The 24,058-nt window shown below is 61.6% G+C and carries 26 protein-coding genes and 1 pseudogene; 13 read left to right on the plus strand and 14 right to left on the minus strand.

What is annotated here, in order from left to right; all coding sequences use genetic code 11:
* Together FHT29_RS09560 and FHT29_RS09565 are read right to left on the minus strand one after the other, a co-directional pair.
* Entirely contained in the window at window positions 1–303 is a 303-nt protein-coding gene (locus tag FHT29_RS09560; RefSeq protein ID WP_037202923.1) for an NIPSNAP family protein, read from the minus strand.
* Complete coding sequence (locus FHT29_RS09565; protein ID WP_168599621.1) at window positions 300–1,214, minus strand: DMT family transporter; 915 nt, start codon at window positions 1,212–1,214, stop codon at window positions 300–302. Before FHT29_RS09565 ends, FHT29_RS09560 begins: the two co-directional genes overlap by 4 nt.
* Window positions 1,215–1,322: 108 nt before the next feature.
* Between FHT29_RS09565 and FHT29_RS09570 the strand changes: the two genes are divergently transcribed.
* The gene (locus tag FHT29_RS09570) at window positions 1,323–1,787 is read left to right on the plus strand and encodes an Lrp/AsnC family transcriptional regulator (protein ID WP_168599622.1); all 465 of its coding nucleotides are present in this window, start codon (window positions 1,323–1,325) and stop codon (window positions 1,785–1,787) included.
* On the opposite strand, the gene FHT29_RS09575 is transcribed toward FHT29_RS09570, so the two are convergent.
* The gene (locus tag FHT29_RS09575) at window positions 1,784–2,677 is read right to left on the minus strand and encodes a GNAT family N-acetyltransferase (protein WP_168599623.1); all 894 of its coding nucleotides are present in this window, start codon (window positions 2,675–2,677) and stop codon (window positions 1,784–1,786) included. The genes FHT29_RS09570 and FHT29_RS09575 overlap by 4 nt on opposite strands.
* Window positions 2,677–3,147: a dUTP diphosphatase gene (gene dut / locus FHT29_RS09580; protein ID WP_037202928.1), complete on the minus strand. Its 471-nt coding sequence runs from the start codon at window positions 3,145–3,147 to the stop codon at window positions 2,677–2,679. The genes FHT29_RS09575 and dut overlap by 1 nt, the downstream gene beginning before the upstream one ends.
* A gap of 90 nt (window positions 3,148–3,237) precedes the next feature.
* Between dut and FHT29_RS09585 the strand changes: the two genes are divergently transcribed.
* From FHT29_RS09585 to tsaA, 3 genes are all read left to right on the plus strand, one after another.
* The gene (locus FHT29_RS09585) at window positions 3,238–4,821 is read left to right on the plus strand and encodes a peptide chain release factor 3 (RefSeq protein WP_037202929.1); all 1,584 of its coding nucleotides are present in this window, start codon (window positions 3,238–3,240) and stop codon (window positions 4,819–4,821) included.
* Between the two features lie 159 nt (window positions 4,822–4,980).
* Window positions 4,981–6,006, plus strand: coding sequence for an iron ABC transporter substrate-binding protein (locus FHT29_RS09590; protein ID WP_168599624.1), 1,026 nt, complete (start codon window positions 4,981–4,983; stop codon window positions 6,004–6,006).
* A gap of 25 nt (window positions 6,007–6,031) precedes the next feature.
* Window positions 6,032–6,556, plus strand: coding sequence for a tRNA (N6-threonylcarbamoyladenosine(37)-N6)-methyltransferase TrmO (tsaA, locus tag FHT29_RS09595; protein ID WP_047556265.1), 525 nt, complete (start codon window positions 6,032–6,034; stop codon window positions 6,554–6,556).
* 53 nt (window positions 6,557–6,609) lie between these two features.
* On the opposite strand, the gene FHT29_RS09600 is transcribed toward tsaA, so the two are convergent.
* Window positions 6,610–6,819, minus strand: a complete 210-nt coding sequence (locus tag FHT29_RS09600) for a molybdopterin-binding protein (protein WP_034489026.1) — start codon at window positions 6,817–6,819, stop codon at window positions 6,610–6,612.
* Window positions 6,820–6,885: 66 nt separating this feature from the next.
* Window positions 6,886–8,400, minus strand: coding sequence for a choline-sulfatase (gene betC / locus FHT29_RS09605; RefSeq protein ID WP_168599625.1), 1,515 nt, complete (start codon window positions 8,398–8,400; stop codon window positions 6,886–6,888).
* Window positions 8,401–8,562: 162 nt separating this feature from the next.
* On the opposite strand from betC, the gene FHT29_RS09610 reads away from it, so the two are divergent.
* Window positions 8,563–9,489 carry a LysR family transcriptional regulator gene (locus FHT29_RS09610; RefSeq protein WP_047556262.1) on the plus strand — a complete coding sequence of 309 codons (927 nt, stop codon included), beginning with the start codon at window positions 8,563–8,565 and terminating at the stop codon, window positions 9,487–9,489.
* Here FHT29_RS09610 and otsA read toward each other — a convergent pair.
* Both otsA and otsB read right to left on the minus strand, forming a co-directional pair.
* On the minus strand, window positions 9,476–10,852 hold the full coding sequence (gene otsA, locus FHT29_RS09615; RefSeq protein WP_037202937.1) for an alpha,alpha-trehalose-phosphate synthase (UDP-forming): 1,377 nt from the start codon (window positions 10,850–10,852) through the stop codon (window positions 9,476–9,478). The two genes, FHT29_RS09610 and otsA, sit on opposite strands and share 14 nt — an antisense overlap.
* A 49-nt stretch (window positions 10,853–10,901) precedes the next feature.
* Window positions 10,902–11,696: a trehalose-phosphatase gene (gene otsB / locus FHT29_RS09620; protein WP_047556260.1), complete on the minus strand. Its 795-nt coding sequence runs from the start codon at window positions 11,694–11,696 to the stop codon at window positions 10,902–10,904.
* 601 nt (window positions 11,697–12,297) lie between these two features.
* Between otsB and FHT29_RS09625 the strand changes: the two genes are divergently transcribed.
* Window positions 12,298–13,113: a class II glutamine amidotransferase gene (locus FHT29_RS09625; RefSeq protein ID WP_047556258.1), complete on the plus strand. Its 816-nt coding sequence runs from the start codon at window positions 12,298–12,300 to the stop codon at window positions 13,111–13,113.
* On the opposite strand, the gene coaBC is transcribed toward FHT29_RS09625, so the two are convergent.
* On the minus strand, window positions 13,100–14,311 hold the full coding sequence (gene coaBC, locus FHT29_RS09630) for a bifunctional phosphopantothenoylcysteine decarboxylase/phosphopantothenate--cysteine ligase CoaBC (RefSeq protein WP_047556257.1): 1,212 nt from the start codon (window positions 14,309–14,311) through the stop codon (window positions 13,100–13,102). The genes FHT29_RS09625 and coaBC overlap by 14 nt on opposite strands.
* Before the next feature lie 244 nt (window positions 14,312–14,555).
* Here coaBC and FHT29_RS09635 point away from each other — a divergent pair, with 244 nt between their 5' ends.
* Window positions 14,556–15,002, plus strand: coding sequence for an ester cyclase (locus FHT29_RS09635; protein WP_210166074.1), 447 nt, complete (start codon window positions 14,556–14,558; stop codon window positions 15,000–15,002).
* A 161-nt stretch (window positions 15,003–15,163) separates the two neighbouring features.
* Here FHT29_RS09635 and FHT29_RS09640 read toward each other — a convergent pair whose 3' ends face one another.
* A complete protein-coding gene (locus FHT29_RS09640) occupies window positions 15,164–15,928 on the minus strand; it encodes an SDR family oxidoreductase (protein WP_047556254.1) in 765 nt (254 codons plus the stop codon).
* Window positions 15,929–16,047: 119 nt separating this feature from the next.
* On the opposite strand from FHT29_RS09640, the gene FHT29_RS09645 reads away from it, so the two are divergent.
* Window positions 16,048–16,953 (plus strand): LysR family transcriptional regulator, encoded by a 906-nt coding sequence (locus FHT29_RS09645; RefSeq protein ID WP_047556253.1) that lies wholly within the window; start codon window positions 16,048–16,050, stop codon window positions 16,951–16,953.
* On the opposite strand, the gene FHT29_RS09650 is transcribed toward FHT29_RS09645, so the two are convergent.
* Window positions 16,950–17,828 carry a LysR family transcriptional regulator gene (locus tag FHT29_RS09650; RefSeq protein WP_047556250.1) on the minus strand — a complete coding sequence of 293 codons (879 nt, stop codon included), beginning with the start codon at window positions 17,826–17,828 and terminating at the stop codon, window positions 16,950–16,952. The two genes, FHT29_RS09645 and FHT29_RS09650, sit on opposite strands and share 4 nt — an antisense overlap.
* A 97-nt stretch (window positions 17,829–17,925) precedes the next feature.
* Here FHT29_RS09650 and FHT29_RS09655 point away from each other — a divergent pair, with 97 nt between their 5' ends.
* The 5 genes and pseudogenes from FHT29_RS09655 to FHT29_RS09675 all read left to right on the plus strand — a co-directional run bounded on the left by FHT29_RS09655 (window position 17,926) and on the right by FHT29_RS09675 (window position 20,957).
* On the plus strand, window positions 17,926–19,209 hold the full coding sequence (locus FHT29_RS09655; protein ID WP_047556248.1) for an MFS transporter: 1,284 nt from the start codon (window positions 17,926–17,928) through the stop codon (window positions 19,207–19,209).
* Window positions 19,210–19,224: 15 nt separating this feature from the next.
* Window positions 19,225–19,611: a VOC family protein gene (locus tag FHT29_RS09660; protein ID WP_047556246.1), complete on the plus strand. Its 387-nt coding sequence runs from the start codon at window positions 19,225–19,227 to the stop codon at window positions 19,609–19,611.
* 129 nt (window positions 19,612–19,740) lie between these two features.
* On the plus strand, window positions 19,741–20,082 hold the full coding sequence (locus FHT29_RS09665; protein WP_047556244.1) for a metalloregulator ArsR/SmtB family transcription factor: 342 nt from the start codon (window positions 19,741–19,743) through the stop codon (window positions 20,080–20,082).
* Window positions 20,066–20,548, plus strand: a complete 483-nt coding sequence (locus tag FHT29_RS09670) for an SRPBCC domain-containing protein (protein WP_052212121.1) — start codon at window positions 20,066–20,068, stop codon at window positions 20,546–20,548. The genes FHT29_RS09665 and FHT29_RS09670 overlap by 17 nt, the downstream gene beginning before the upstream one ends.
* Before the next feature lie 5 nt (window positions 20,549–20,553).
* Window positions 20,554–20,957 (plus strand): annotated as a pseudogene (locus tag FHT29_RS09675) (GFA family protein).
* A 114-nt stretch (window positions 20,958–21,071) separates the two neighbouring features.
* Here the strand turns inward: FHT29_RS09675 and FHT29_RS09680 are convergent.
* From FHT29_RS09680 to FHT29_RS09690, 3 genes are all read right to left on the minus strand, one after another.
* Window positions 21,072–21,740, minus strand: a complete 669-nt coding sequence (locus tag FHT29_RS09680; RefSeq protein ID WP_047556240.1) for a parallel beta-helix repeat-containing protein — start codon at window positions 21,738–21,740, stop codon at window positions 21,072–21,074.
* Window positions 21,741–21,866: 126 nt separating this feature from the next.
* The gene (locus FHT29_RS09685; protein ID WP_047556238.1) at window positions 21,867–23,528 is read right to left on the minus strand and encodes a urocanate hydratase; all 1,662 of its coding nucleotides are present in this window, start codon (window positions 23,526–23,528) and stop codon (window positions 21,867–21,869) included.
* A gap of 199 nt (window positions 23,529–23,727) precedes the next feature.
* Window positions 23,728–24,057 carry a TfoX/Sxy family protein gene (locus tag FHT29_RS09690; RefSeq protein ID WP_047556236.1) on the minus strand — a complete coding sequence of 110 codons (330 nt, stop codon included), beginning with the start codon at window positions 24,055–24,057 and terminating at the stop codon, window positions 23,728–23,730.
* Between the last annotated feature and the right edge of the window lies 1 nt (window position 24,058).

A 24,058-nucleotide genomic window follows, 5' to 3' on the forward strand; every position in this document is an offset into this window, starting at 1 on the left:
CTAGAAGACCGGCCGCATGAAGCTGCGTTCATAGCTGACAATGCAGCGCGTTTCCTCGCCATAGGCAAAGGCGGCGCGGCATTCCGCATCCTCGGCCATCTCTTGCCGATAGTTCTCGTAGGCGGCAAGGCTCGGGAAGCTGAACAGCGCCAGCGCGATGTTATTGGCACCTTCATGCGGCATGAAATAGCCGTGGTGCGTGCCGCCCAGCCGATTGACGAGCGGGATCCAGAGCTTGGCGTAATGTTCGAATTGGGCGAGCTTGTAGGGATCGATCGTATAGCGCAGATAGCAGGTGATCATTCGGCTGTTCCCTTTGATAGACGCCCGCTTTTAGGACGGGGCAGGGGGATCGTCCAGCCGAGATTTATGCCCGCCGCAGCCCCCAGAATGACGATGGCACCGGTGATCTGCGTGACGCCGAGCACATGGCCGAAGGCGAAGCGATCGACGACGATGGCGGCGATCGGATAGATGAAGGACAGCGCGCCGGTGAGGTGTGTCGGCAGCCTCTGGATGGCGCCGTAGAGCAGCACGTACATCAGTCCGGTATGGACGATGCCCATGGTGACGAGGATGGACCATCCGCCGGCATCACGCGGGACGGCGGCGAAATCTGTGAAGGGAATAAGCATCAGGACGCCGGTGGAGACCTGGATAAGCGCAATCAGGTGCGGCGGCGTACCCTTCAGCCATTTCGCGGCAATTGCCGCCAGCGCGTAGAAGAAGGCAGCACTCAGCGAGAGCAGGATGCCGATCGCATAGCTTGCCGCGCCGCCCGTTTCCGTCGGCTTGCCCTCGACGATGACGACCATGCCTGCAAAGGCGAGGCCGAGCCAGAAGAGCTTTGTGAGCGTGATCTTTTCGCCGAGGAATAGCGCGCCGAGCCCGAGAAGCATGAAGGGCTGCGTGTTGTAGACGGTCGTGGCGATCGAGATCGAGGCATGCGAATAAGCAGCGAAAAGCAGCAGCCAGTTGAGGACGATGGCGACCCCGCCGGCAACGGCGATCGAAAATGTTTTCGCGTTGAGCATGCCGGGGCGCAGCAGGCCCATGGCCGCGCAGACGACGAGAAGCGTCATCGCCCCGAAGAGGCAGCGCCAGAATACCACGCCGGTCACCGCCTGCCCCGACATCAGAACGAACCAACCGATCGTCCCCGAAATCAGCATGGCCGCCGTCATTTCCATCGTACCGCGTCTTATCTCGCTCATTGCCATGGCTCCCGCTTGTGGGAGCAAATAATATTGCCAGGGAAGCCTTGATGATATAGTTTAGATAAGGAATTACGGCCATTTTTCCTAATTATATAAGGACAAAACATGGATGTGCCTAATGCGGCGATCGGTCTTGATGAAACGGACCAGCGGATGCTGGAGGCGCTGGCGCGCAACGCCCGGATCTCCTTGAAGGAGCTGGCGGAGGCGGCCGGCCTCTCGTCGCCGAGTGCTGCGGAGCGGCTGCGTCGGCTGGAAGAGCGCGGTGTCATTTCGGCTTTCACGGTGGATATCGCGCCGGAGGCGATCGGTTACCCCATGCAGGCGATCGTCCGCATCCGACCCCTGCCCGGGCAACTGCACGTCGTCGAGCGGATCATTCAGGAAACACCGGAATTCATCGAATGCGACAAGGTGACCGGCGATGATTGCTTCATCGGCCGCCTGGTGGTGCGCTCCATGGGCGAGCTCGACGGCATTCTCGACAAGATCACCGACCGGGCGGAGACGAATACGTCGATGATCAAGGCAACGCCGGTCAAGCGTCGGTTGCCGCCGCTTTCGCGCTAGAATTCCGCCATGGGCGAGAGCATGAGCGGCCCGGTAATATCGTCTGCCGCTTTGCCGCGCACCATCAGCATCGTGTAGCCCTCATAAGGCTCCAGCGACACCTCGCAATCCAGGCGATCCGGACAAAAGCAGATCTCGATGCGATCCGGTTCGATATCAAGCGCGGACAAAATGATCGACAGGGACGGAATAGCCGTTCCCGCTACATCCAGAAGCCAGAAAGTGGCGCCATCAAATGTCCATGCAATCACCGCCTCATCCCCGATTGCCGTCAGGCGGATCGCAGGATTGAAGCAGGCATTCAGCAAAAACATCTCCATCTGCCTGATGACGGCAAAACGGGCGGAAACCGGCTGCCGACCTTGTAGAAGCGTCTTGATCAGGCGCAGATCATCACGCGCTTCCAAGGAGAGCTGCCGGGCAGTCCAGTCGGATTTCTGGGGCTTCGGCGCCTGCGCAATGAAGACATGCTGCGGCAGGGTTCGAAAACCGTAATGCTCGTAAAGCGCCGGCTTGTCGGTGAGCAGGAGATCGAGTTCGTAACCCTCGGCTGAGGTTCGATCAAAGGCGCGCTGCATGAGGTTGCGATAAAGGCCGCGTTCGCGCCATTCGGGCCGAACCGCACCGGATTGATAGCCCGCCGCTTTGATGGCGCGGCCATTGATCATCATCGGCATGGAGAAGGCGCTGAAGTTGGCGACGCAGCGACCGTCGGCATCGAAATAGCCGAGCGGCATGCTGCTGGGATCAGGACCGCCGAGTTGATCTTGCACACCGACGTCGATGGAAAACGTGTCTTGCAAAAGATCAACCAGCCCCTTCCAGGCGAGGGGATCGGCAAAATAGTTCTGGCGAAGCGTCAGGCCATGCTGTCCGGCGAGATCCGTCATCACACGCCGGTGGAGCCGAAGCCGCCGGCGCCGCGCGCGGTCTCGCTGACTTCGGTGATCTCCGCAACACGCACTTGCGTGACCGGAGCGATGACCATCTGAGCGATTCGCATACCGCGCGTGATCTCGAACGGCTCTTCGCCAAGATTGACCAGTAGAGCGTTCACTTCGCCGCGATAGTCGCTGTCTATGGTGCCGGGCGAATTCAGGCAGGTGATGCCGTGCTTGAATGCAAGGCCGGAGCGCGGGCGGATCTGCGCCTCATAGCCTTCCGGAATCTCGAAGATAAAGCCTGATGGAACGAGCGCCCGTTTGCCGGGAGCGAGCGTCAGCGTTACGCCGTCCTTGAGGGCTGCGCGCAGGTCCATGCCGGCTGCGCCCTTGGTCTCATAGGCGGGCATATCAAGGCCTTCGCCATGCGGCAGGCGGATAAGGTTCAGGGTCGGACGAGTGTCTGTGTGAATGGTCATGCGGCATTAGTTTGCGCTCGAACGGCCAAGGTCAATTGCAATCCAGCCTCTGAAACGCTAGATACGCCGCAATTCACAGGATTCACACGCATGGCCGAAAGTCTCGCCGAGGCGGTCTCCCGCCGCCGCACATTCGCTATTATCGCTCACCCGGACGCGGGCAAGACGACGCTCACCGAAAAGCTGCTGCTGTTCGGCGGCGCCATTCAGCTTGCCGGCGAGGTCAAGGCGAAGAAGGATCGCATCCAGACGCGCTCCGACTGGATGAAGATCGAGCGCGAGCGTGGTATCTCGGTCGTCACCTCGGTCATGACCTTCGAATATGAAGGCAATGTCTTCAACATTCTCGATACGCCCGGCCACGAAGACTTCGCCGACGACACCTATCGCACGCTCACCGCCGTCGACGCCGCCGTCATGGTCATCGATGCCGCCAAGGGCATCGAGCCGCGGACGCTGAAGTTGTTCGAAGTCTGCCGCATGCGCGATATCCCGATCATCACCTTCATCAACAAGATGGACCGCGAAAGCCGCGATCCCTTCGAAATTCTCGATGAGGTGGAAGAAAAGCTGGCGCTGGACACGGCGCCGATCACCTGGCCGATCGGCCGGGCGAAGAGCTTTTGCGGCTCCTATCATCTGGCCGATAACACCGTGCGCGGCTCAGACAGGGAAATCGAACCGACCCACGTCAACGGCCCGCAAGCCGTTGCCGACAGGCTACCGGAAAACGAGCGGCAGGCCTTCATCGACGAAACGGAACTGGCGATCGAAGCCTGCCGTCCCTTCGATCGGCAATCGTTCCTCGAAGGTCATATGACGCCGGTCTTCTTCGGCTCGGCGCTGCGCAATTTCGGCGTTCGCGATCTCATCAATGCGCTCGGCGAATTCGCGCCGCCGCCGCGCGATCAGGTCGCCGATATCAGGACGGTTCACGCAACCGACGACAAGATGACGGCCTTCGTCTTCAAGATCCAGGCCAATATGGATCCGAACCACCGCGACCGCATCGCCTTTGCGCGCATCTGCTCGGGCAAGCTGGAGCGAGGCATGAAGGCGCGTCTGTCGCGCACCGGCAAGCAGCTCGGCCTGACCGCGCCGCAATTCTTCTTCGCCTCGCAGCGCCAGCTTGCAGATACGGCCTATGCCGGTGACGTCGTCGGTATTCCCAACCACGGCACGCTCCGCATCGGCGATACGCTGACGGAAGGCGAACCGCTGGTCTTCCAGGGCGTGCCGAATTTCTCGCCGGAGATCCTGCGCCGCGTGCGTCTCGAGGATGCCATGAAGGCGAAGAAGCTCAAGGAAGCGCTGCAGCAGATGGCCGAGGAAGGCGTCGTGCAGCTCTTCTCGCCGGAAGACGGCTCGCCCGCCATCGTCGGCGTCGTCGGTGCACTGCAGCTCGACGTGCTGAAGGAGCGGCTGATGGGGGAATACGGCCTGCCGGTTTCCTTCGAGATGTCGCGTTTCTCCGTCTGCCGCTGGGTCTCCGCCGACCAGGCGGCCGACCTCGAAAAATTCGTGACCGCCCGCCGCGGCGATATCGCCCGCGATCTCGACGGTGACCCGGTTTTCCTCGCACAGGATGGTTTTTCCCTGCGATACGAGTCCGAACGTTATCCGGCTATCAAAATGGTCGCCATCAAGGAATATCACGCCGTCAAGGCGGCGTGATATTTGCGACCATTGCTCTGCCGCTGTCCGCTCTACTGAGCGGCGTTCATCGGTTCGACGTGTTTGGCTTTGGAATAGTGTTGTCGCGATGTTCCATCCAATATAGCGCTATGCCATAGTGCCGCCCCGGGATCTCTTCGATCATAGCGGGCGACTTTCATGATGAAATTTTTTGCGGTTCTTGCTCTGGCATTTGTCGGACTATTGCCTGTTCCGGCCGAGGCACGAATCATCACCGACGCGGCGGGGCGTACGGTATCGGTGCCGGACAAGATTAACCATATCCTGGTTGCCGGGCCGCCGGCCGCCGTTTTGGTCTATGTTCTCGCACCGGAGAAGCTGGTCGGCTGGGTTCACGCCCCCGATGATGCCGCGAAAGCCTATCTGATGCCGTCGGTGCGCGCGCTTCCGACCATCGGGCGCCTGACGGGCAAGGATGGCACGATCGGCTCGCAGGCCGTGACGGACGCCAAGCCGGATATCATCCTCGATGCCGGCACGGTCGATCCCACCTACAAGGCGCTGGCCGACAAGGTGCAGGCCGAGACCCATATTCCCTATGTCCTTATCGACGGCAGCTTTGGCCGCACCGGCGACACACTTCGCGATGTCGGTGCTCTCATCGGCGTCGAGGATCGTGCCAACAAGCTTGCGGATTATGCCGATTCGGCAATCAAGGATCTGAACGACAAGCTGGCGACGTTGCCGAGCGATCCGCGGCCGCGCGTCTATTACGGCCGCGGCGCCGATGGCCTGGAGACGGGATTGTCAGGCTCGATCAATCTCGAGATCCTCGATGTCGTGGGTACGATGAACGTCGCGGCCGCCGCCGGCAAGGGTGGATTGACCAAGGTGACGCCGCAGCAGGTCGTCGGCTGGAATCCGGATATCATCATCGCCGATGACCCAAATTTCGCGGCGTCGATGAGGAGTGATCCGCAGTGGGCAGGCATCAAGGCCGTCAAGGATGGCAAGATCTTCGTGCCGCCGTCCCTGCCTTTCGGCTGGTTTGATTCGCCGCCCGGCGTCAACAGGCTCCTCGGCGTGCGCTGGCTGGAAAGGCTGCTCTATCCGAAGCTCTTCAGGAGCGATTTCGCCGGCGATGTGAAGACGTTCTACAAGCTGTTCTATCAGGTCGATTTGACGGATGCTCAGCTGGCCGCCCTGCTGAAGGGCATGAAGTAACCGGCACCGGTGAAGGAGGCAATCCATGGTCCGTGAGAACGAGATTCGCGACAACGAGGTGGCTGTCGAGCCACCTACGGCATCGGATGCCGGTCTCACCTTCATCGGCCGCATCTCCACGCCCTGGACATCCCGCATGGAGACGCCGCGCCAAGGCCGGCATGACGGGCCGCTGTGCCGGATCGAGATTTTCGACCCCTGGGTGCCGGCGCTGACGGGCGTGGAGGCTTTCGAGCGCCTGGAAATTCTCTATTGGCTGGATCGTTCGCGCCGGGATCTCGTGCTGCAGAGCCCGGCGAGCAACGGCAAGGTGCACGGCACCTTCTCACTGCGCTCCCCGGTTCGGCCCAATCCCATCGGCACATCGATCGTCAAGCTCGAAGCCGTGGAGGGTGCCGTATTGCTGGTGCGTGGGCTCGATTGCCTGGACGGGACGCCCTTGCTCGATCTGAAGCCGGATCGGACGCTGTTCAAGCCGATCGCGCCGCCGCAGCCTGGCGATTTCCAGACCGGCGACGGCGGGACGGCGCATTACTGCCAGAAGGCCTAGGCATCTTCCCAAAGCATGGAACGGCCTTCGAGGGATCATGCCCGCTTCTGATATCAGTCGACGGCGACCATGACGTCGGATGCCTTAATCACGGCATAGGCCGCTGATCCCACAGTCAAGCCCAGTTCGTCGACCGCCTCGTTGGTGATCGAGGAGGTAACGATGGAGCCGTTGCCGATATCGATGCGGACATGAGCCGTCGTCGCGCCCTTGGTGATCTCGACGATCTTGCCCTTGAGACGGTTTCTCGCGCTGATTTTCATGGATATTTTCTCCCTTGTGCCGGCGCGACGATATCGTCTCGGTTTGCGGCGGGCTACCCCGAGATCCTACTCGCCGCGCGGAAAGCGCTTGTTCTCCTCCAGGACGTTGAGATCCATGTGGTTGCGCATGTATCGCTCCGAGGCCTTCTGCAGCGGCTGATAATCCCAGGGATAGTAGGCGCCGTTGCGCAGCGCCGCGTAGACGACCCATCGCCGCGCCTGGCTTTCGCGCACCGCCGCGTCGAAGCTCGCCAGGTTCCAGCGCTCCATGGCCTGCGCGGTCAATCGGTGCAGCGTTTCGGCATGGGCGGGATCGCCGACGAGATTGGTCAGCTCCTTCGGATCGGCCTCGACATCGAAGAGCATCGGCGGGTCCTTGTCGCAAAGCGTCAGCTTGTATCGGCCATCGCGCAGGCCGACGAGCGGAGCTTCGGACCCTTCCGCGGCATATTCCATCGGCACGAGACTGCGGCTTCCGGTTCCAAGGACAAGCGGACCCAGGTCCTCGCCATCGGTCCATCGGCGCAACGATGTGATATCGAGCCCGGCCAAGCCGGCAAGCGTCGGCGTCACGTCGAGCGTCGAAACCGGCTGATCGATCCGTCTCGGCTGCCAGCCGGGTGCCATGATCATCAGTGGCACGCGCGCGGAGCCTTCGAAGAAGTTCATCTTGAACCAGAGGCCGCGTTCGCCGAGCATGTCGCCGTGGTCTGAGACGAAGAGAATGATGGTGTTGTCGGCCATGCGGCCGCGCTCCAGCACCTCCAGTATCTCGCCGATCTTTTCGTCGACATAGGAGATATTGGCGAAATAGCCGCGCCGCGCCCGGCGTATCTGCTCCGGCGTGATGTCGAAGGCGGTATGATCGCATGCCTTCATCAGCCGCTGGGAATGCGGATCCTGCTTGTCGAAGGGGATTTCGCCGACTTCGGGGTCAAGCGCCGGGCAATCCTCATAAAGATCCCAGAAGCGGCGCCGCGCAACATAGGGATCGTGCGGATGGGTGAAGCTGACCGTCAGGCACCAGGGCCGCTCGTCCTGGCCACGCGAGAGATCGTAGAGCTTGCGGGTGGCGTGATAGGCAACCTCGTCGTCATATTCCATCTGGTTGGTGATCTCGGCGACGCCGGCCCCGGTCACCGAGCCGAGATTGTGATACCACCAGTCGATGCGTTCGCCGGGCTTGGTGTAGTCAGGTGTCCAGCCGAAATCGGCGGGATAAATGTCGGTCGTCAGCCGCTCCTCGAAGCCGTGCATCTGATCGGGACCGACGAAATGCATCTTGCCTGACAGAGCCGTCTGATAGCCGGCGGCGCGTAGATGATGAGCGAAGGTGGGGATATCGGAGCAAAATTCCGCTGCATTGTCATAGACGCGCGTGCGGCTCGGCAACTGGCCGGACATGAAGGAGGCCCGCGCGGGGGCGCAGAGCGGGCTTGCCGTATAGCTGTTGGCAAAGCGCACGGAGCGTTGCGCCAAGGCTTTCAGAACCGGCGCATGCAGAAACTCGGCCGGCCCGTCGGGAAACAATGTCCCGTTGAACTGATCGACCATGAGAATGAGGATATTCGGGCGCGACATGTAAGTGTTTTCCTTGGAAATCAGAGGCCGGCTGCGAGCCAACCCATGGCGGAAATGCGCATGACGATAGCTCCCTTCTTGCTATTGGATTATTTTATTGAACATCACTAGCGTTCCTGCTGTAAAGCGGGCATTTTTTGATGGATGCCAAAAGGAAATTCTATGGCTGAACGTTCGGTCGATCTTGGCTGGCTGCGAATTTTCCTGGAGGTCGGGCGCTCCGGCAGCCTGTCTTCCGCGGCCCTGGCGCTTGGCCTGACGCAGCCGGGCGTCAGCTACCAGATCCGCCGCATCGAGGAGCAGATGGGCGTGTCCCTGTTCCACCGCCAGCATCGCGGCGTCAAGCTCTCGCCTGAGGGACAGCGTCTGTTCGAAATCGTCGAGAAGGCAGTCGGCGGCGTCGATATGCTGGTGCGCAGCTTTCGCGCAGAGGCGGAGCGCCCTTCGGTCAGGCTACGAACCGACTACGCCTTCTCAGCACTTTGGCTGATTCCCCGTATGCATGCCTTCCGGCTGCTTCACCCTGAAGTGGATATCCAGATCGTCGCGACGCAGCGGCTCGATCGCGGCGCACCGGAAAGCAGCGATATCGTCGTTGTTTTCGGCGCACGAAACGAGTTCGGTCCGGGAGCAACGCTGCTGTTGCCGGAAAAGGTCGTGCCGATCTGTACCCGTGGCTTCGCAGATCGCCACGGCCCATTCACCGATCCCTCGCAACTGGCGCGCGCCACGCTCGTGCATCTCGATTCCGATATGCCGTCGCCATGGTTCGACTGGGAAAGCTATCTTGCGGCATTCGGCATTGCCCGCGACAGCTATGCCGGCCGTGGCGACCTGCGCTTCAATACCTATTCCCTGGTCGTGCAGGCAGCACTCAGCGAGCAAGGTGTGGCGATCGGCTGGATGGGCCTCATCGATTCGCTTCTCACCGCACGTACGCTGGTGACGGCAGGTCCGATGCTGGAAGCACCGGGGCGCGGCTATTGGCTCTTGCCGCCGGCAGCGCCGAGCCTGCATGCGGAGCGGCTGGCTCAATGGCTGCTGTCGGAAGCGGCCATTGCGCAGACGCGATCGCTTACTCTGCCGTAAGATCGGTCAGAAATGTCTCGCACCAGTGCAAGACATCGTGTTCCAGCAGGTAGTCCATCATGCCGCGCCACCGTTCCTGTCGCTCCTGCAGCGGCATGTTGACGGCGCGCGCCAATGCGTTGGCGGTACCATCGACGTCATAGGGATTGACCAGCAAAGCACCGTGCAGCTTGCGCGCCGCGCCGGCAAACTGTGACAGCACCAGCACGCCGGGATCTTCCGGATCCTGCGCCGCGACATATTCCTTGGCGACGAGGTTCATGCCGTCGCGCAGCGGCGTCACCAATCCGACCTTGGCGAGCCTGTAGAGACCGGCCAGTATCGGGCGGCTGATCGAGCGGTTGATATAGCGGATCGGCACCCAGTCGACTGTGCCGATGGCGCCGTTGACCCGGCCGGCCTGTTCGGCGACGGCGTGCTGCATCGCCTCGTATTCCGGCACTTCCGAGCGCGATTTCGGGGTGATCTGCAGATAGGTGACGTTGCGCTGGTGAGCCGGATTGTTGGTGATGAAACGCTCGAAGGCGTCGATGCGCTGCGTGATGCCCTTGGAATAATCGAGCCTGTCGACGCCGAGGATCAGGTCGCGGCCTTCAATGCTCTTTCGCGCCTTTTGCACCATGCTGTGCGACGCGGCCTTGCGGGCGAAGGCGGCGAAGCCTGCCGTTTCGATGCCGATGGAATAGGCGCCGCCGCGGAAGTCGTGGCCGTGAGCGTTGAAATGGCCAGGACTTTTCTCGATGCCCATGCCCTCGCGCTTCAGGCAGCCCGCGAAGTTTTCAAGATCATGATCGGTCTGAAAGCCGAGCAGGTCGTAGGAGGTGAGGCCACGCATGATTTCTTCATGCACCGGCATGGCTTGCACAACGTCTGCCGGCGGCCAGGGAATGTGCAGGAAGAAACCGATGCGGTTTTTCAGCCCCATCTGCCGCAGCTCGGCCGCCAGTGGAATGAGGTGATAGTCGTGAACCCAGATGACGTCGTCGGGTTTGATCAACGGCGCAAGCCGGTGGGCAAAGAAGCGGTTGACCCGGAAATAGCCGGTCATTTCCTTGCGGGCATATTCCGCAAGATCGAGCCTGTAGTGGCAGATCGGCCAGAGCACACGGTTGGCAAAGCCCTGGTAATATTCCTCGACGTCGGTCTGGGTCAGATCGGTCAGGGCATAGGTGATATTGCCGTCCTGCGTCAGCTGCAGCGGCTCCGGCTCAGCCTCGCCGCTCGATTTGCCGGACCAGCCCATCCAGACGCCGCCGCGTTCGGCAAGGGCTGCCTGCAGCGCCACGGCAAGGCCGCCCGCAGCTGCGGCACCCTTGTGATCGGGCACGGAAACGCGATTGGAAACGATGATGAGACGACTCACGGATTATTCCTTTCAAGAGGGCTGGGAGGGCGCCGCAATGATTGGGAGATTATTTGACGAGCGTTCCCAGCACGTCCCTTAAACGCGCAGGCGAGCCAATGGATGCACGTGCGAGCGTTTTTCCGTTGCCGTCGCCGATGCGCACGGATTGACCGCCCAGCCGGTTGGCGGCGGCGAACATCGTCTCATCGGTCACGTCGTCGCCGATCGTGACTGGACGGCGCCCCTCGAAAGGAGCCTCACCGAGGAATGCCTCGATGGCGTGCCCTTTGCTGGCATGGGCAGGGCAGATTTCAACCACCATCTTGCCGTGCTGCAGGCTCCAGTCGGGGCCGGCATCCTCAAGGTGGCGCTGCATCGCCGCGGCGATCTCGGCTTCACTCCCAGGCGCATGCCGAAAGTGAACCGCAACGGCGGCACCCTTGTCCTCGACGATAGCGCCCGGCCAGGCATGGGCCTCGCGAGCGATGGTCTGCTTCATCTGCTGGAAGGCAGGCGGAATATGCGTGCGCCGCAGCCGTCCGGCCGCATCGCGCCGCTCCGCGCCGTGCAGGCCGGCAACCGGAAAACGGAAAGGCGCAAACAGCGGATCGACAAATTCGATCGAGCGTCCCGTCACCAGCGCCAGCGCGCCGCCGAGCTGGCGGGAAAGCGCATGGAGCGTAGCGGGAAGATGGTCCGGTATGACGATCGCCTCGGGCCTCTCGGCGAGATCGAGCAATGTTCCATCGATGTCGAGGAACAGGGCCCAGTCCCGAGGATACAGTGAGAGTGCGGTGAGTGCCGGCTCTTTGAGCGGCCTCGGTTCGGCTTCGCCCTGATCGGGCTGTTCCTGAGAAGACATGTATAGTTAGCTAAGGCGCTGTTCCCATTCGGCAAGGAAAAAAACGAACTTGTTATGGATCAAGGTCGGCAGCGATCTGCTGAAATCGTCAGGATACTGATGCCCAGGAATGCAAAAAGGGGCCGCGTTAGCGACCCCCCATGAGCTTTGGCCCGTAACTGGCCTGAAGCGCCAGGCGCTTCCGGAAGGCGTTGATCAGTGCGAGGGCTGCCTCGCAACGTTCACGACCATTTCCATGCCCGGTACGAAGACCGAAATCTCACTAGACATTGGATCACCTTCCTTTCGTTACGTTTCAGATATGACAAACGTAGCTCAAATTTCACCCAATGCAAGGGTTTCGGCGCCGGCGAACTTCACACTTCTTGTCGCAGCGAAATGCTTTTCACGAGATTCCTTCGACGAAAGCCTTGCCGGCATGGGCTCACGAAGAAAATGTTGCGATGCGAAATGTGATCGGACGAGGCGTCAAATATCTGTCATCTTGGCTGTCAGGGAATGGAAAATTAAGAGTTTGTTACCCATTCTGCATGAACAATCGTCCAAGATTTGCCATTCTCTCGCGGGACAGAAAAACAGCCGGAATCGGAGTGAAAGACGCATGTGTCGCTGGGCAGCCTATCGTGGAGACCCCCTCTATCTGGAGGAGCTGGTGTCTTCGCCCGCCCACTCCCTGATCGAACAATCCCATTGCGCCACACGCGCCAAGACGGCGACCAACGGTGACGGCTTCGGCATCGCCTGGTATGGTGATCGGCCGGAGCCGGGCCGCTATCGCGACGTCCTGCCAGCCTGGTCCGACTGCAATCTCAAGAGCCTGGCGCGGCAGATCCGTTCGCCGCTCTTCCTCGCCCATGTCCGTGCCGCCACCGGCGGCGGCACGCGGCGCGACAACTGCCATCCCTTCGTTCTCGAGAACTGGACGTTCCAGCACAACGGGCAGATTTCCAACTTCGACCGTCTGCGACGTCCGATGGAAGCCATGCTCGATGACAGGCTGTTCCACGCGCGCAGCGGCACCACCGATTCCGAGCTTCTGTTTCTGCTGGCGATGCAATTCGGCCTGGCGGCCAATCCGGTCGCGGCGATCGCGGAGACCATCGGCTTTGTGGAAGGCTTGTCGATCCATCTGACCGGCTCGGCACTCGTGCGATTCACGGCCGCCTTCTCCGACGGCAAATCGCTGCACGCAATACGCTATGCCACCGACCGCAAGGCGCCAACGCTCTATGCATCGCCCGTCGGCTCGGGATACTGCCTGGTATCGGAACCTCTGAACGACGATATCGACGCCTGGCGGGAAATTCCCGATGGCAGCGCCGTGCTGATCGACGATACCGGCGTTCATGTCACGCCCTTCCAGCCGGAAGAACGCGCTTCCGGCGAGAACCGGATGCCAGCCGCTATCCCTGCTTGAACTGCTCGGCGATCAGCGCCGCCAGCCGCACCGCCACGTCGTCCTTGTCGAGATCTGGCCATTGCTCGACACCATCGTGACGGATGATCTTCACGCGGTTGCGCGTGCCGCCCATGATGCCGGTCGCGGGCGAGACATCGTTGGCAACGATGATATCGGCGCCCTTGCGCTCCAGCTTTGCCCGCGCATTGCTCTCCACGTCCTGCGTCTCGGCGGCAAAACCGATGACGAGCTTTGGCCGCTGCGTATGATGGCCGACGGTCTTCAGGATATCGGGGTTTTCCGTCAGCGCCAGCGTCGGGAGGGATTCGCCCGGATGCTTTTTGATCTTCTGGTCTGAGGCGGAAGCTACCTTCCAGTCAGCAACGGCGGCGACCATGACGGCGATGTCGGCCGGCAGCGCCGCCAACACGGCATCGCGCATGTCGTCGGCGCGCTCGACATGGATGACGTGCATGCCCGCCGGATCGGGAATGGTGACAGGCCCCGAGACCAAGGTGACATCGGCGCCGAGCGCTGCGAGCGCTGAGGCGATGGCATGGCCCTGCCGGCCCGACGAGCGGTTGGCGATATAGCGCACGGGATCGATCGGTTCGTGCGTCGGGCCCGAGGTGATGATGGCCTTCTTTCCGGCAAGCGGCTTGGCACCATCATGGAGCCGCATCTCGACGGCAGCGACGATCTCAAGCGGTTCCGCCATCCGGCCCGTGCCTGTCTCGCCGCTTTCAGCCATTTCCCCCTTCATGGGGCCGACGAAAGCGATGCCGTCGCCACGCAACATCTCGACATTGCGCTTCGTTGCGGCATGGGCCCACATTTTCGGGTTCATGGCCGGCGCGGCAAGCACTGGCCGGTCCGTGGCGAGCAATATGGTGGAGGCGAGATCGTCCGCCAGCCCGTTTGCCATCTTGGCGAGCAGATCGGCGGTCGCGGGCGCGATCAGCACGAGGTCGCAGTCGCGTGCAAGCCTTATGTGGCCGACATCCTGCTCGTCCTGGCGGGAAAACAGATCGGTGAAAACGTGATCGGCGGCGAGGGCACCGACGGCAAGCGGCGTGATGAACTGCCGGGCGCCTGCCGTCATGACAGGGCGCACGCTCGCACCGCGTTCGCGCAGCCGGCGGATCAGATCGAGGCTCTTATAGGCCGCGATGCCGCCGGAGATGATGAGAAGGATGCGCTTTCCTGCGAGAACCATGGTTGAACCCGTCGCCTGTTCTTTTGGCAATCAGCCTAAGCCTTTGGCGGATAATAGGCAATCGCAGCGTTCGGGCATCGTCGTCAATGCTCCGGCGGTGGGCGGCAATGACGTTGAGATCGAGCAGCTCGGCCAAGGTCTCCGGGCAGATGGTTACCGGGCATCACAGCCTTGTCATTTGCGACGCTCGTCCTGCTCAACGAGACTGACCGGGTCTGATCGAAGGAGTAACGCTTTGAAATTGATGAAAGTTGTGATGATCGCCCTGCCGATCGTGGCTGCCGCCGTGCCGGCTTTGGCGGGGCGGGCCTATTCGCCGCAGGAGCAGAAGAACAAGGAGATCGTTCTGGATTTCTACCAGAAGGCGCTGAATGACAAGGACTTCGACGCCGCCTCCAAATATCTCGGCAAATATGTCCAGCACAACCCGCTGGCTGCCGATGGTCCGGAAGGCCTGCGCGGCTTCCTCGAGTACCTGAAGAAAAGCTATCCGCAGTCGAAGAGCGAGATCAAGCGGGTCATGGTCGACGGCGACTTTGTGATCCTGCGTGTCCACAATATTCGCCAGCCGGGCGATAGGGGCAGCGCCATCGTCGATATTTTCCGCGTCGAGAACAACAAGATCGAGGAGCACTGGGACTCGGTGCAGCCGATCCCGGAAAAATCGATGAACAACAATACGATGTTCTAAACGGAAAGGCTGCCGCGGGAGCAGAACCCACGGCCAGTTCCTGTCCATTCAGAGCATTCCAGCGACATGATCCCGCAGCCAATTCAGGCTTTGCGGGATCATGTCGGCGTTCTCTAGATTGCTGATGCAGCCGGCGATAATTGCGTCGTGAAAAGGGGCGGTCAAGTACGCGTGATTGATACGCCGCCATCGACGAGCGACGCCGTGCCGGTGACGAAGCTTGCGTCATCGGAGGCGAGATAGAGGACCGAGCGGGCAATTTCTTCGGGACCGGCGACGCGCTTCAGCGCATGCAGATTGGTTATGAAAGCCTGCTTGTCGGATGTGTCGTTCATCTCGCGATACATATCGGTATCGACCGCGCCTGGCAGTATGGCATTGACGCGCACATTCTGCGAGCCAAATTCCGCGGCAAGTGTTTGCGTCAAGCCGATCAGGCCGGACTTGCTGGCGGCATAGGCGGCAACGCCCGGGAAGCCAACGGTATGGCCGACGAAGGTCGAGGTGAAGATCACCGAGCCGCCGCCGTGCTTGACCATTTCGCCGATCTGGTGCTTGGCGGCCAGGAACGATGCGGTGAGGTTGATCGCCAGGGCTTCGGCAAAGCCTGCCTCTGAAACCTCGGTGCTGGGACCGGCCTCGCCGAGCGTGCCGGCATTGTTAAAGGCGATATCCAGCTTGCCGTAACGCTCGACCGCAAGGGCAACCAGCGCCTTGTGGTAGTCTTCCGAGCGGACATCGCCGGCCAACGCGGCCGCATCGCCGCCCGCGGCTTTGATGTCCGCGATAAGGCTTTCCAGTTCCGCGCCGCGGCGGGCGCCGACGATAACCTTGGCGCCTTCGGCGGCGAAAAGCTTTGCGGTGGCGCGGCCGATGCCGGAGCTGGCGCCGGTGACGATCGCGACTTTTCCATTCAAGCGGTTCATTGTTCCATCTCCTGTGTGAGGACGTGTCTTTCGGTCTGCCCGATACGCGGAAGATGGTCTTTTCCGATCGTTCGGATTAGTCTTCAAATCATGGAACTCGAATTCGGAATCGCCGAACGATGTTGAAGATTGACGGGATCACTGCCTTCGTCGCCGTTGCCGAGGCGGGGTCGATCAGCGAAGCGGCGCGACGCCTGCGCCTGTCAAAATCCGTCGTCAGCGAGCGCCTGTCGGAAATGGAGAAGGCGTTGGGGGCGACATTGCTTCATCGCACCACCCGCAAGCTGACCTTGACGGAGGATGGCGCCGCCTTTCTGGAGCGAGCGACACGTATCGCCCACGAGGTACGCGAGGCCGCTGCCGATCTTGCGGAACGGCGCGGGACATTGACAGGACCGCTGCGCATCGCAGCGCCCGTCACCTTCGGCCGCAGGCATCTCGGCCCGGCTCTCTATCCGTTTCTCGCCGATCACCCCGGGATCGAGCTGACATTGGACCTTGACGACCGCCGGGTCGATGCAGCATCGGAAGGCTATGATGCGATCATACGCCATGGGTTGATTGCCGATTCCCGCTTAGTCGCATGGACGCTCGCCCGCAGCCGCCGTCTTCTCGTTGCAGCACCGGACTATCTCAGCCGCTACGGCAGGCCTGCCTCATTGGCCGATCTCGAAAACCATCGCGGTATCTTCTACGCCAATCGTGGCGTCGCCGATTGGCGTTTCCAGGGGCCGGATGGCGCCGTCATCATCAGGGGAAAGCTGGCATTCGGCGTCAACAATGGCGACGTCATGCATGATGCGGCAATTGCGGGGCTGGGGATCGCGCTGTTGCCGACCTTCATCGCGGGTCCGGCGATAAAGGAGGGGCGGCTCGTCGAAATCGATGTGGGTTGTCGGCCGGAGGCGGAGTTCATCTTCATGGCGCATCCCGAGGGGCGCAATCCCTCGGCAAAGCTGCGCGCCATCGCCGATCACTTGAGAAAGGCGTTCGGCGATCCGCCCTATTGGGACCGGGAAGGCTAATCAGCAATCAGGCTCATGAGGTTGGCAACGACGGGCGAACGCTGCGCCTTGAGGCTGGCAAGGCCGAGACGCGCGACGAGCGCTGGCCCGTCAATGGGGCGATAGGCGACGCCGTCGAGCTTGATCTGCGCGATCGAGGCGGGAACGATGGAAACGCCGAGATTGGCGGCGACGAGATTGACGACAGACGGGATCTGCGGCGCCTCCTGCGTCACGACCAGCTCGAAGCCGGCCTCGCGGCAGGCCGCGACGATATCGTCATAGAGGCTGAGGCCGACCATGCGCGGGAATAGAATGAAAGGCTCGCCGGCAAGCGCTGCGACCGGCAGGCGATCTCTAGCGGCAAGGGGATGATGGGCCGGCAGCGCAATCAGCATCGGCTCGTCGGCAAAACGCTTCAACCGCACATCGCGCGGATCTTCCAGACCTGGCCGGATGAAGGCGGCGTCGATCTCGCCGCGTATCAGCCGCTCCATCAGCGCGTTGGTATTCATCTCGGTGAGCGACAGCCGTACCTCAGGCCAGTGATCGCGAAACTCGCGGATGGTCGCCGTGACGATGGTGTTGAAGGCGGAGGAGGCGGTAAAGCCGAGCGACAGGCGGCCGATCTCGCCGCGATTTGCGCGCTGAGCTGCAAGCTTCGCCTTTTCCGCCGCATCGACGGCGGTTTTCGCCTCGGCCAGAAAGGCTTCGCCGGCCGCCGTCAGCTCGGCACCATGCGGCACGCGGTGAAACAGCTGCGCCCCCACCTCGTTCTCCAGATCCTTGATCTGCTGGCTGAGCGGCGGCTGCCCGATGCCGAGCTTGGCGGCGGCGCGGGTGAAGTTCCCTTCTTCCGCGAGCGCCAGAAAATAGCGGATATGACGCAGCTCCATCGCTATCTCCAAAACATATTGAAATCGCCTGTTCCATATATTGGACTAATGAAGCGCTATTGACTAGATTTCTGGACAACAAAGGTTGGATCCCCCCATGTTCCGCGCTGCTGAAAAGCAAGAAATCACCGCTTCCGAAGTTCCCTCCCGTCCGGAATTGACGCTCGTCAGGAGCGCGCCAACGGTTGAGCCCCGTCAATACCTCACGCGCGGTACGCCCGCATTCCGGCGCGCGACCATTGCGCTGTTCCTCTCCGGTTTCGCCACCTTCTCGCTGCTCTATTGCGTGCAGCCACTGATGCCGATTTTCTCGCAGGATTTCGGCGTTACGCCGGCGGCCAGCTCGCTGTCGCTGTCGCTTTCGACCGGCTTCCTCGCCTTTGCGATCTTCGGCGCGGCCGCCGTTTCCGAAAGCCTCGGCCGCCGAAGCCTGATGTTCATATCGCTGCTGGGTGCTGCCCTTTGCACGCTCGTCTGCTCCGTCTCACCGAACTGGCATGTCCTGCTGGTCTTCCGCGCCCTCGAAGGCTTCCTCCTGGGCGGCGTGCCGGCAGTTGCCATGACTTATCTGGCCGAGGAAATCGAGCCGCGCGGCCTCGGCGGCGCCATGGGCCTCTATATCGCCGGCAACGCCTTCGGCGGCATGGCCGGTCGGGTCGTGACGGGCACGATCGCCGAATTCTTCAGCTGGCGGCCGGCACTGGCCGCTGTCGGCATTCTCGGGCTGATCGCCGCCACCGGCTTTCTCTATCTGCTGCCGCCGTCGCGCAATTTCACGCCGCGCAAAGGTTTCGATATTGCCTTCCACGTAAAGGCCTGGAGCGGCCATTTCGGCAACCCGGCGCTGCCTCTGCTCTTTGCCATCGGCTTCCTCGTCATGGGTTCCTTCGTCACGGTCTATAACTATGCCGGCTTCCGCCTCGTCGCCGCTCCCTATAACCTCAGCCAGACCGAACTTGGCCTGATCTTTACCGCCTATCTCTTCGGCATCGTCGCCTCCTGGGCAGCGGGCCTCCTCGGCGATCGCATCGGTCACTTCGTCGTGCTGCCGGCCGGCGTGCTGATCGCAGCACTTGGTGCGGCCGTCACGCTCGCCACGTCGCTGCCGCTGATCATCCTCGGCATCGTTCTGGTGACGATCGGTTTCTTTATGACCCATTCCGTGGCCAGCGCCCTTGTGGGACGGCTTGCCCGCGGCGCCAAGGGGCATGCCTCCTCGCTCTATCTGCTCGCCTATTATCTGGGCTCCAGCATTGCCGGTTCGCTCGGCGGTTATTTCTGGCTTGCAGACGGCTGGAATGCCGTGGTTGCCTTCATCCTCATCATGCTGGCGATCTGCCTTGTCAGTGCCTTTGCGGTCGCAAGGCTGGCTCGCCGCTAAGGCCGGAGACTGAAAATGATCCGCATCGACCATCTCGATCATCTCGTGCTGACAGTCGCGAGCATCGAGCAAAGCTGCGATTTCTACGCCCGTGTCCTCGGCATGGGCGTGGAGACTTTCGGCGAAGGCCGCAAGGCGCTGACCTTCGGCAACCAAAAGATCAATCTGCATCGCGCGGGGCATGAATTCGAACCGAAAGCCGATCGACCGACGCCGGGCTCGGCCGATCTCTGCTTCATCAGCGACACGCCGATCGACGATGTCATCGTTCATCTGCAGGCCGAAGGCGTCGCGATCGAGGAAGGCCCTGTGCGCCGGACTGGTGCGACCGGCCCGATTCTCTCGGTCTATTTCCGCGATCCGGATCACAATCTGATAGAAGTTTCCAATTCCCTTTCCTGAGATTACGCGCGCTGTCGAGCTCGCGTTTCGTTTGCATGGCAAGTCAGCCCAGCTTTGGGTTACTTGACATGTCTCGGCCGGGGATATACTAAACCAATAAGTTAATTAACTTTATGGTTTATGACCTGCATGGACACGTTGAGCATGACACTATCTGCCCTTGCCGATCCGACCCGCCGGGCCATTCTGGCGCGGCTCACGACCGGCGAGGCCTCCGTTTCCGAGCTGGCCGAACCGTTCGACATGTCGCTGGTTGCCGTTTCCAAACATCTGAAAGTGCTGGAGAAAGCCGGCCTGATCTCGAAGGGCAGGGAGGCGCAGTGGCGTCCATGTCGGCTGGAAACCAAACCGCTTATGCAGGTGGATGACTGGCTGGAAAGCTACCGCCAATTCTGGAACGAAAATCTCGATCGCCTGGAAGCCTATGCCGCAGCCTTGCAACGGGGAGGAACTGATGACCGCAGCAAATGAGATCCGGAGCCCGCGCCCACTGCGCGAGATCGTGCTGACCCGCGAAATTGCCGCGCCGCGTACCTTGCTGTTTCGCCTCTGGACGGAGCCCGAGCATCTGATGCGCTGGTGGGGTCCGCAGACCACGACCGCCTCAGCCGTCTCGGTCGATCTGCGGGAAGGGGGAGCCTGGCGGCATTGCATTCTCACGGCGGAGGGCAAGGAATATTGGAGCCATGGCCGCTATCTCGAGATCGTCCCGCCCGAGCGTCTCGTCTTTACCTTCGCCTGGGAGGACCAGGACGGCAAACCCGGGCACCAGATGAAGGTCACGGTGGAATTGCACGAGCTCGGCGACAAGACGCGCCTCGTCTTCCGCAAGGTCGAGCTGCCTGACGATACCGAACTGAAGCTGCAGACCGGCGGCTGGGAGCAAGCACTCGACAAATACGTCGCCTATGCGGAAGCCACCTCAAGGGAAGGATGAGTGTGATGAAGAAGACCTATCATGGAAGCTGCCATTGCGGCGCCGTCAGCTACGATGCCGATCTCGACCTGCAGGGCGGCACCTTCAAGTGCAATTGCTCGATCTGCAAGAAGAAGCGCAATTGGCTGGCTGTGGCAACACCCGCCGATTTCCGCTTGGTTTCGGGCGAAGACAGCATCGGTGAATATCAGTTCGGCCCGCGCATCCTGCATCATCTTTTCTGCAAGAATTGCGGCGTAGTTCTTTCAACTGGGGCGAAAACCCTGCGCTTGGCGGCAAGTTCTATGCGGTCAGTATCAGCTGCCTGGATGACGCCACCGACGAGGAGCTCGCCTCCCTTCCCGTCGGCTATTTCGATGGCCGCGACGATCGTTTTGACAAGGCGCCGGAGGAAACGCGCTATCTTTAGTGGGTGCGGAGCTAGAGCGTTTTCGCTTTTCTTCGAATCGCGAAAATGCTCTATCCTTTTGTTTCTTTACGCATTCCAGACGGAAAACCGCTACGCACTTTTCCTGGAAATGCTCTAGGCTTTCGTCGCCAGCCAAATAACGTGACGCGCGCCGCTCTTGCCATTGGCGCGGGTGTTGACCACCTCAGCGGCAAAGCCGCTATCGCGCAGGCGCCGTGTGAAGCGTTCGTCGGGTCCGGAAGACCAAACGGCGAGAATGCCGCTCGGGCGCAGCGCATTATGGGCGGCCTTGAGGCCCCGATAATCGTAGAGGCCGTCATTGGCCTCCTGCGTGATGCCGTCAGGACCATTGTCGACATCGAGGAGGATGGCGTCATAGACCGCCTTTGCGGTACCGATGAGCGGGCGCACATCGCCTTCGTGAATGGCAACGCGCGGATCGTCGAGGCAGCCGTCGAACACGGTGGCCATCGGTCCGCGCGCCCAGGCAACGACGGCCGGAACCAGTTCCGCGACCGTCACCTTGGCGTCCGCACCCAACTCGCCGAGGGCCGCACGCAAGGTAAACCCCATGCCGAGGCCGCCGATCAGCACATGCGGCGCTTTCCGGGCCTTGATCTTTTCGCAGGAGAGCGTGGCAAGCGCGCGTTCCGAGCCGCTGAGGCGGCTGTTCATCAGCTCGTTGGTGCCGAGCATGATGGAAAATTCCTGGCCGCGCTGCTTCAGCCGCAGCTCGCCGCCGCCGGGGATTTTCGCAGTGTCGAGCAGGGTCCAGGGGATCACGGGCAACTCTCCAAAGCAATTCCAGGAAAAGTGTGTGGCGGTCTTCCGCCCGGAGTTGCGTGTAAAACAGGTCATTTCGAATTGCCCGGGACCTTAGTCGGTCACTGTTCCGAAGAACAGATGTGCTCATCCAAGACGGATATAGGGCACATCCTTTTTCGCCACTTCGTCCAGGGCCTCCTCATAGCCCGCGTCGGCATAGCGCATGACGCCGAGCGCCGTGTCGTTGGTGAGCGCGTGGTCGAGCCGCTCGTCGGCGGCCGGCGTGCCATCGGCAACCACGGTAACGCCGCAGCTCGTCATGTAGCCGGCATAGCCGCCGCCGCCGGAATGGACGACCACGAGATCGGCCATGGACGAGCAGAGCATCATGGCGTCGATCAACGGCCAGTCGGCGATAGCGTCGGAGCCGTCCTTCATGCCTTCAGTCATGATGTTCGGATGTGCCATCGCGCCGGCGTCGAGATGGTCGCGCGAAAAGGCGATCGGGCCTTTCAGCTCGCCGCTTGCCACAAGCTCGTTGACGCGCCGGGCAAGTGCCGTGCGTTCGCCATGGCCGAGCCATGCAATACGCGCCGGCAACCCCTCGAAGGGCACGTGCTCGCGGGCAAGGCGGATCCAGTTGGTGACGATCTTGTTGTCCGGGAACATTTCCAGCAGCAGGTCGTCGATGCGGGCGATATCGCTTTCCTCGCCCGAAAGCGCCATCCAGCGGAAGGGGCCGATGGCGCGGCAGAAGAGCGGACGCAGATAGGCTTCGGTGAAGATCGGGATATCGAAGGCATTCGCCACGCCGCCTTCCTTCGCCTGGGTGCGGATCAGGTTGCCGTTGTCGAAGACTTCCGAGCCTTGTCTCTGGAAATCGAGCATGGCCTTCACATGCTCGACGATCGAGGCGCGGCTTGCCGCCATGAGCTGGCCCTGGCCGTCGTCGCGCAGGTCTTTGACCTGTTGCAGGCTCATGCCCTTCGGCACATAGCCATAGACGAGGTCATGGGCCGATGTCTGGTCGGTGACGATATCGGGCACGATGCCGCGCCTTGCGATCTCGGGATAGATCTCCGCGGCGTTGCCGACGAGGCCGACCGAGAGCGCCCGCTTCTCCTTGACCGCAGCATCGATCATCGCCAGCGCGGAATCGAGGTCCGGCGCGATCTCCTGCAGATAGCCGATCTCCTGGCGCTTCTTCGCCCGCTCTGCGTCGATATCGACACAGAGGATGGCAGCACCCGCCATGCGGCCCGCCAGCGGCTGCGCGCCACCCATGCCGCCAAGCCCGGCAGTCAAAACGAAGCGGCCGAAAAGATCGCCGCCGAAGCGGCGCTCGGCGATGCGCATGAAGATTTCGTAGGTGCCCTGGATGACGCCCTGGCTGCCGATATATTGCCAGGCGCCGGCCGTCAGACCGCCCCAGCAGATCAGGCCCTTGCGCTGCAGTTCATAGAAGACTTCCGCCTTCGCCCACTGCCCGACGATGTTGCAGTTCGCCATGATGACAAGCGGCGCCTTGTCATGCGTGCGCACCAACCCGATCGGCTTGCCGGATTGAATGAGCAGCGTCTGATTCTCATCCATCTCGGTCAGGGCCTTGACGATGCCTTTGTGTGCCGCCCAGTTGCGCGCCGCCTTGCCGAGCGCGGCATAGACGACGAGGTTGTCCGGATCTTCGCCGACAGAGAGCACGTTTTCGAGCAGGCGCAGCAGTGCTTCCTGCCGCCAGCCCTTGGCGCGCAGCTCCGGACCGCCCGGTATAGGGAATTTCGGATGACGTGGATTGGCTTTCGGCATGGTTGCTCTTACCTCTGGTTTGGTGGTTCTCCTTCTCCCCGCTGGGGAGAAGGTGGCCCGAAGGGTCGGATGAGGGGGAGTGCGGCATATGCCGTCTTTGCTTCTCCCTCAGACGTTCACTCCTTCGTCGCTCACCCCTCATCTGTCCTGACGAGCATCTTCTCCCCGCTGGGGAGAAGAGGGCGGCGCCGATAGTCATTCATTTCGGCGGCAGGCCTTCGACGAAGTCCAGCGCGGCAAGAAGCAGCCGCTTGCGCAGCATGTCGTTGCCATAGGCTTCCGGCCCGGCGCGCACCCAGCCCTGTATTTCACGGCTACCTGACAGCATGGGCTTGATGTCGTGCAACTCCAGCGCCCAGGCGTCGTTGCCCTTGCCGAGGCGTATCAGCAGACCGTCTTCGCGCGCGCCGCAAAGGAGGTGGCCGTTGAGCAGAAAGGCCCAGCCGCCGAACATCGCTTTCTCGCTAAGCCCGGGCCGCTGCCCGAGCTCTTCTCTCAGCAATTCTTCGAGACCGGCGTCACGGGCCATT

The sequence above is a fragment of the Rhizobium sp. SG741 genome (assembly GCF_012275435.1).
Classification (GTDB): domain Bacteria; phylum Pseudomonadota; class Alphaproteobacteria; order Rhizobiales; family Rhizobiaceae; genus Rhizobium; species Rhizobium lusitanum.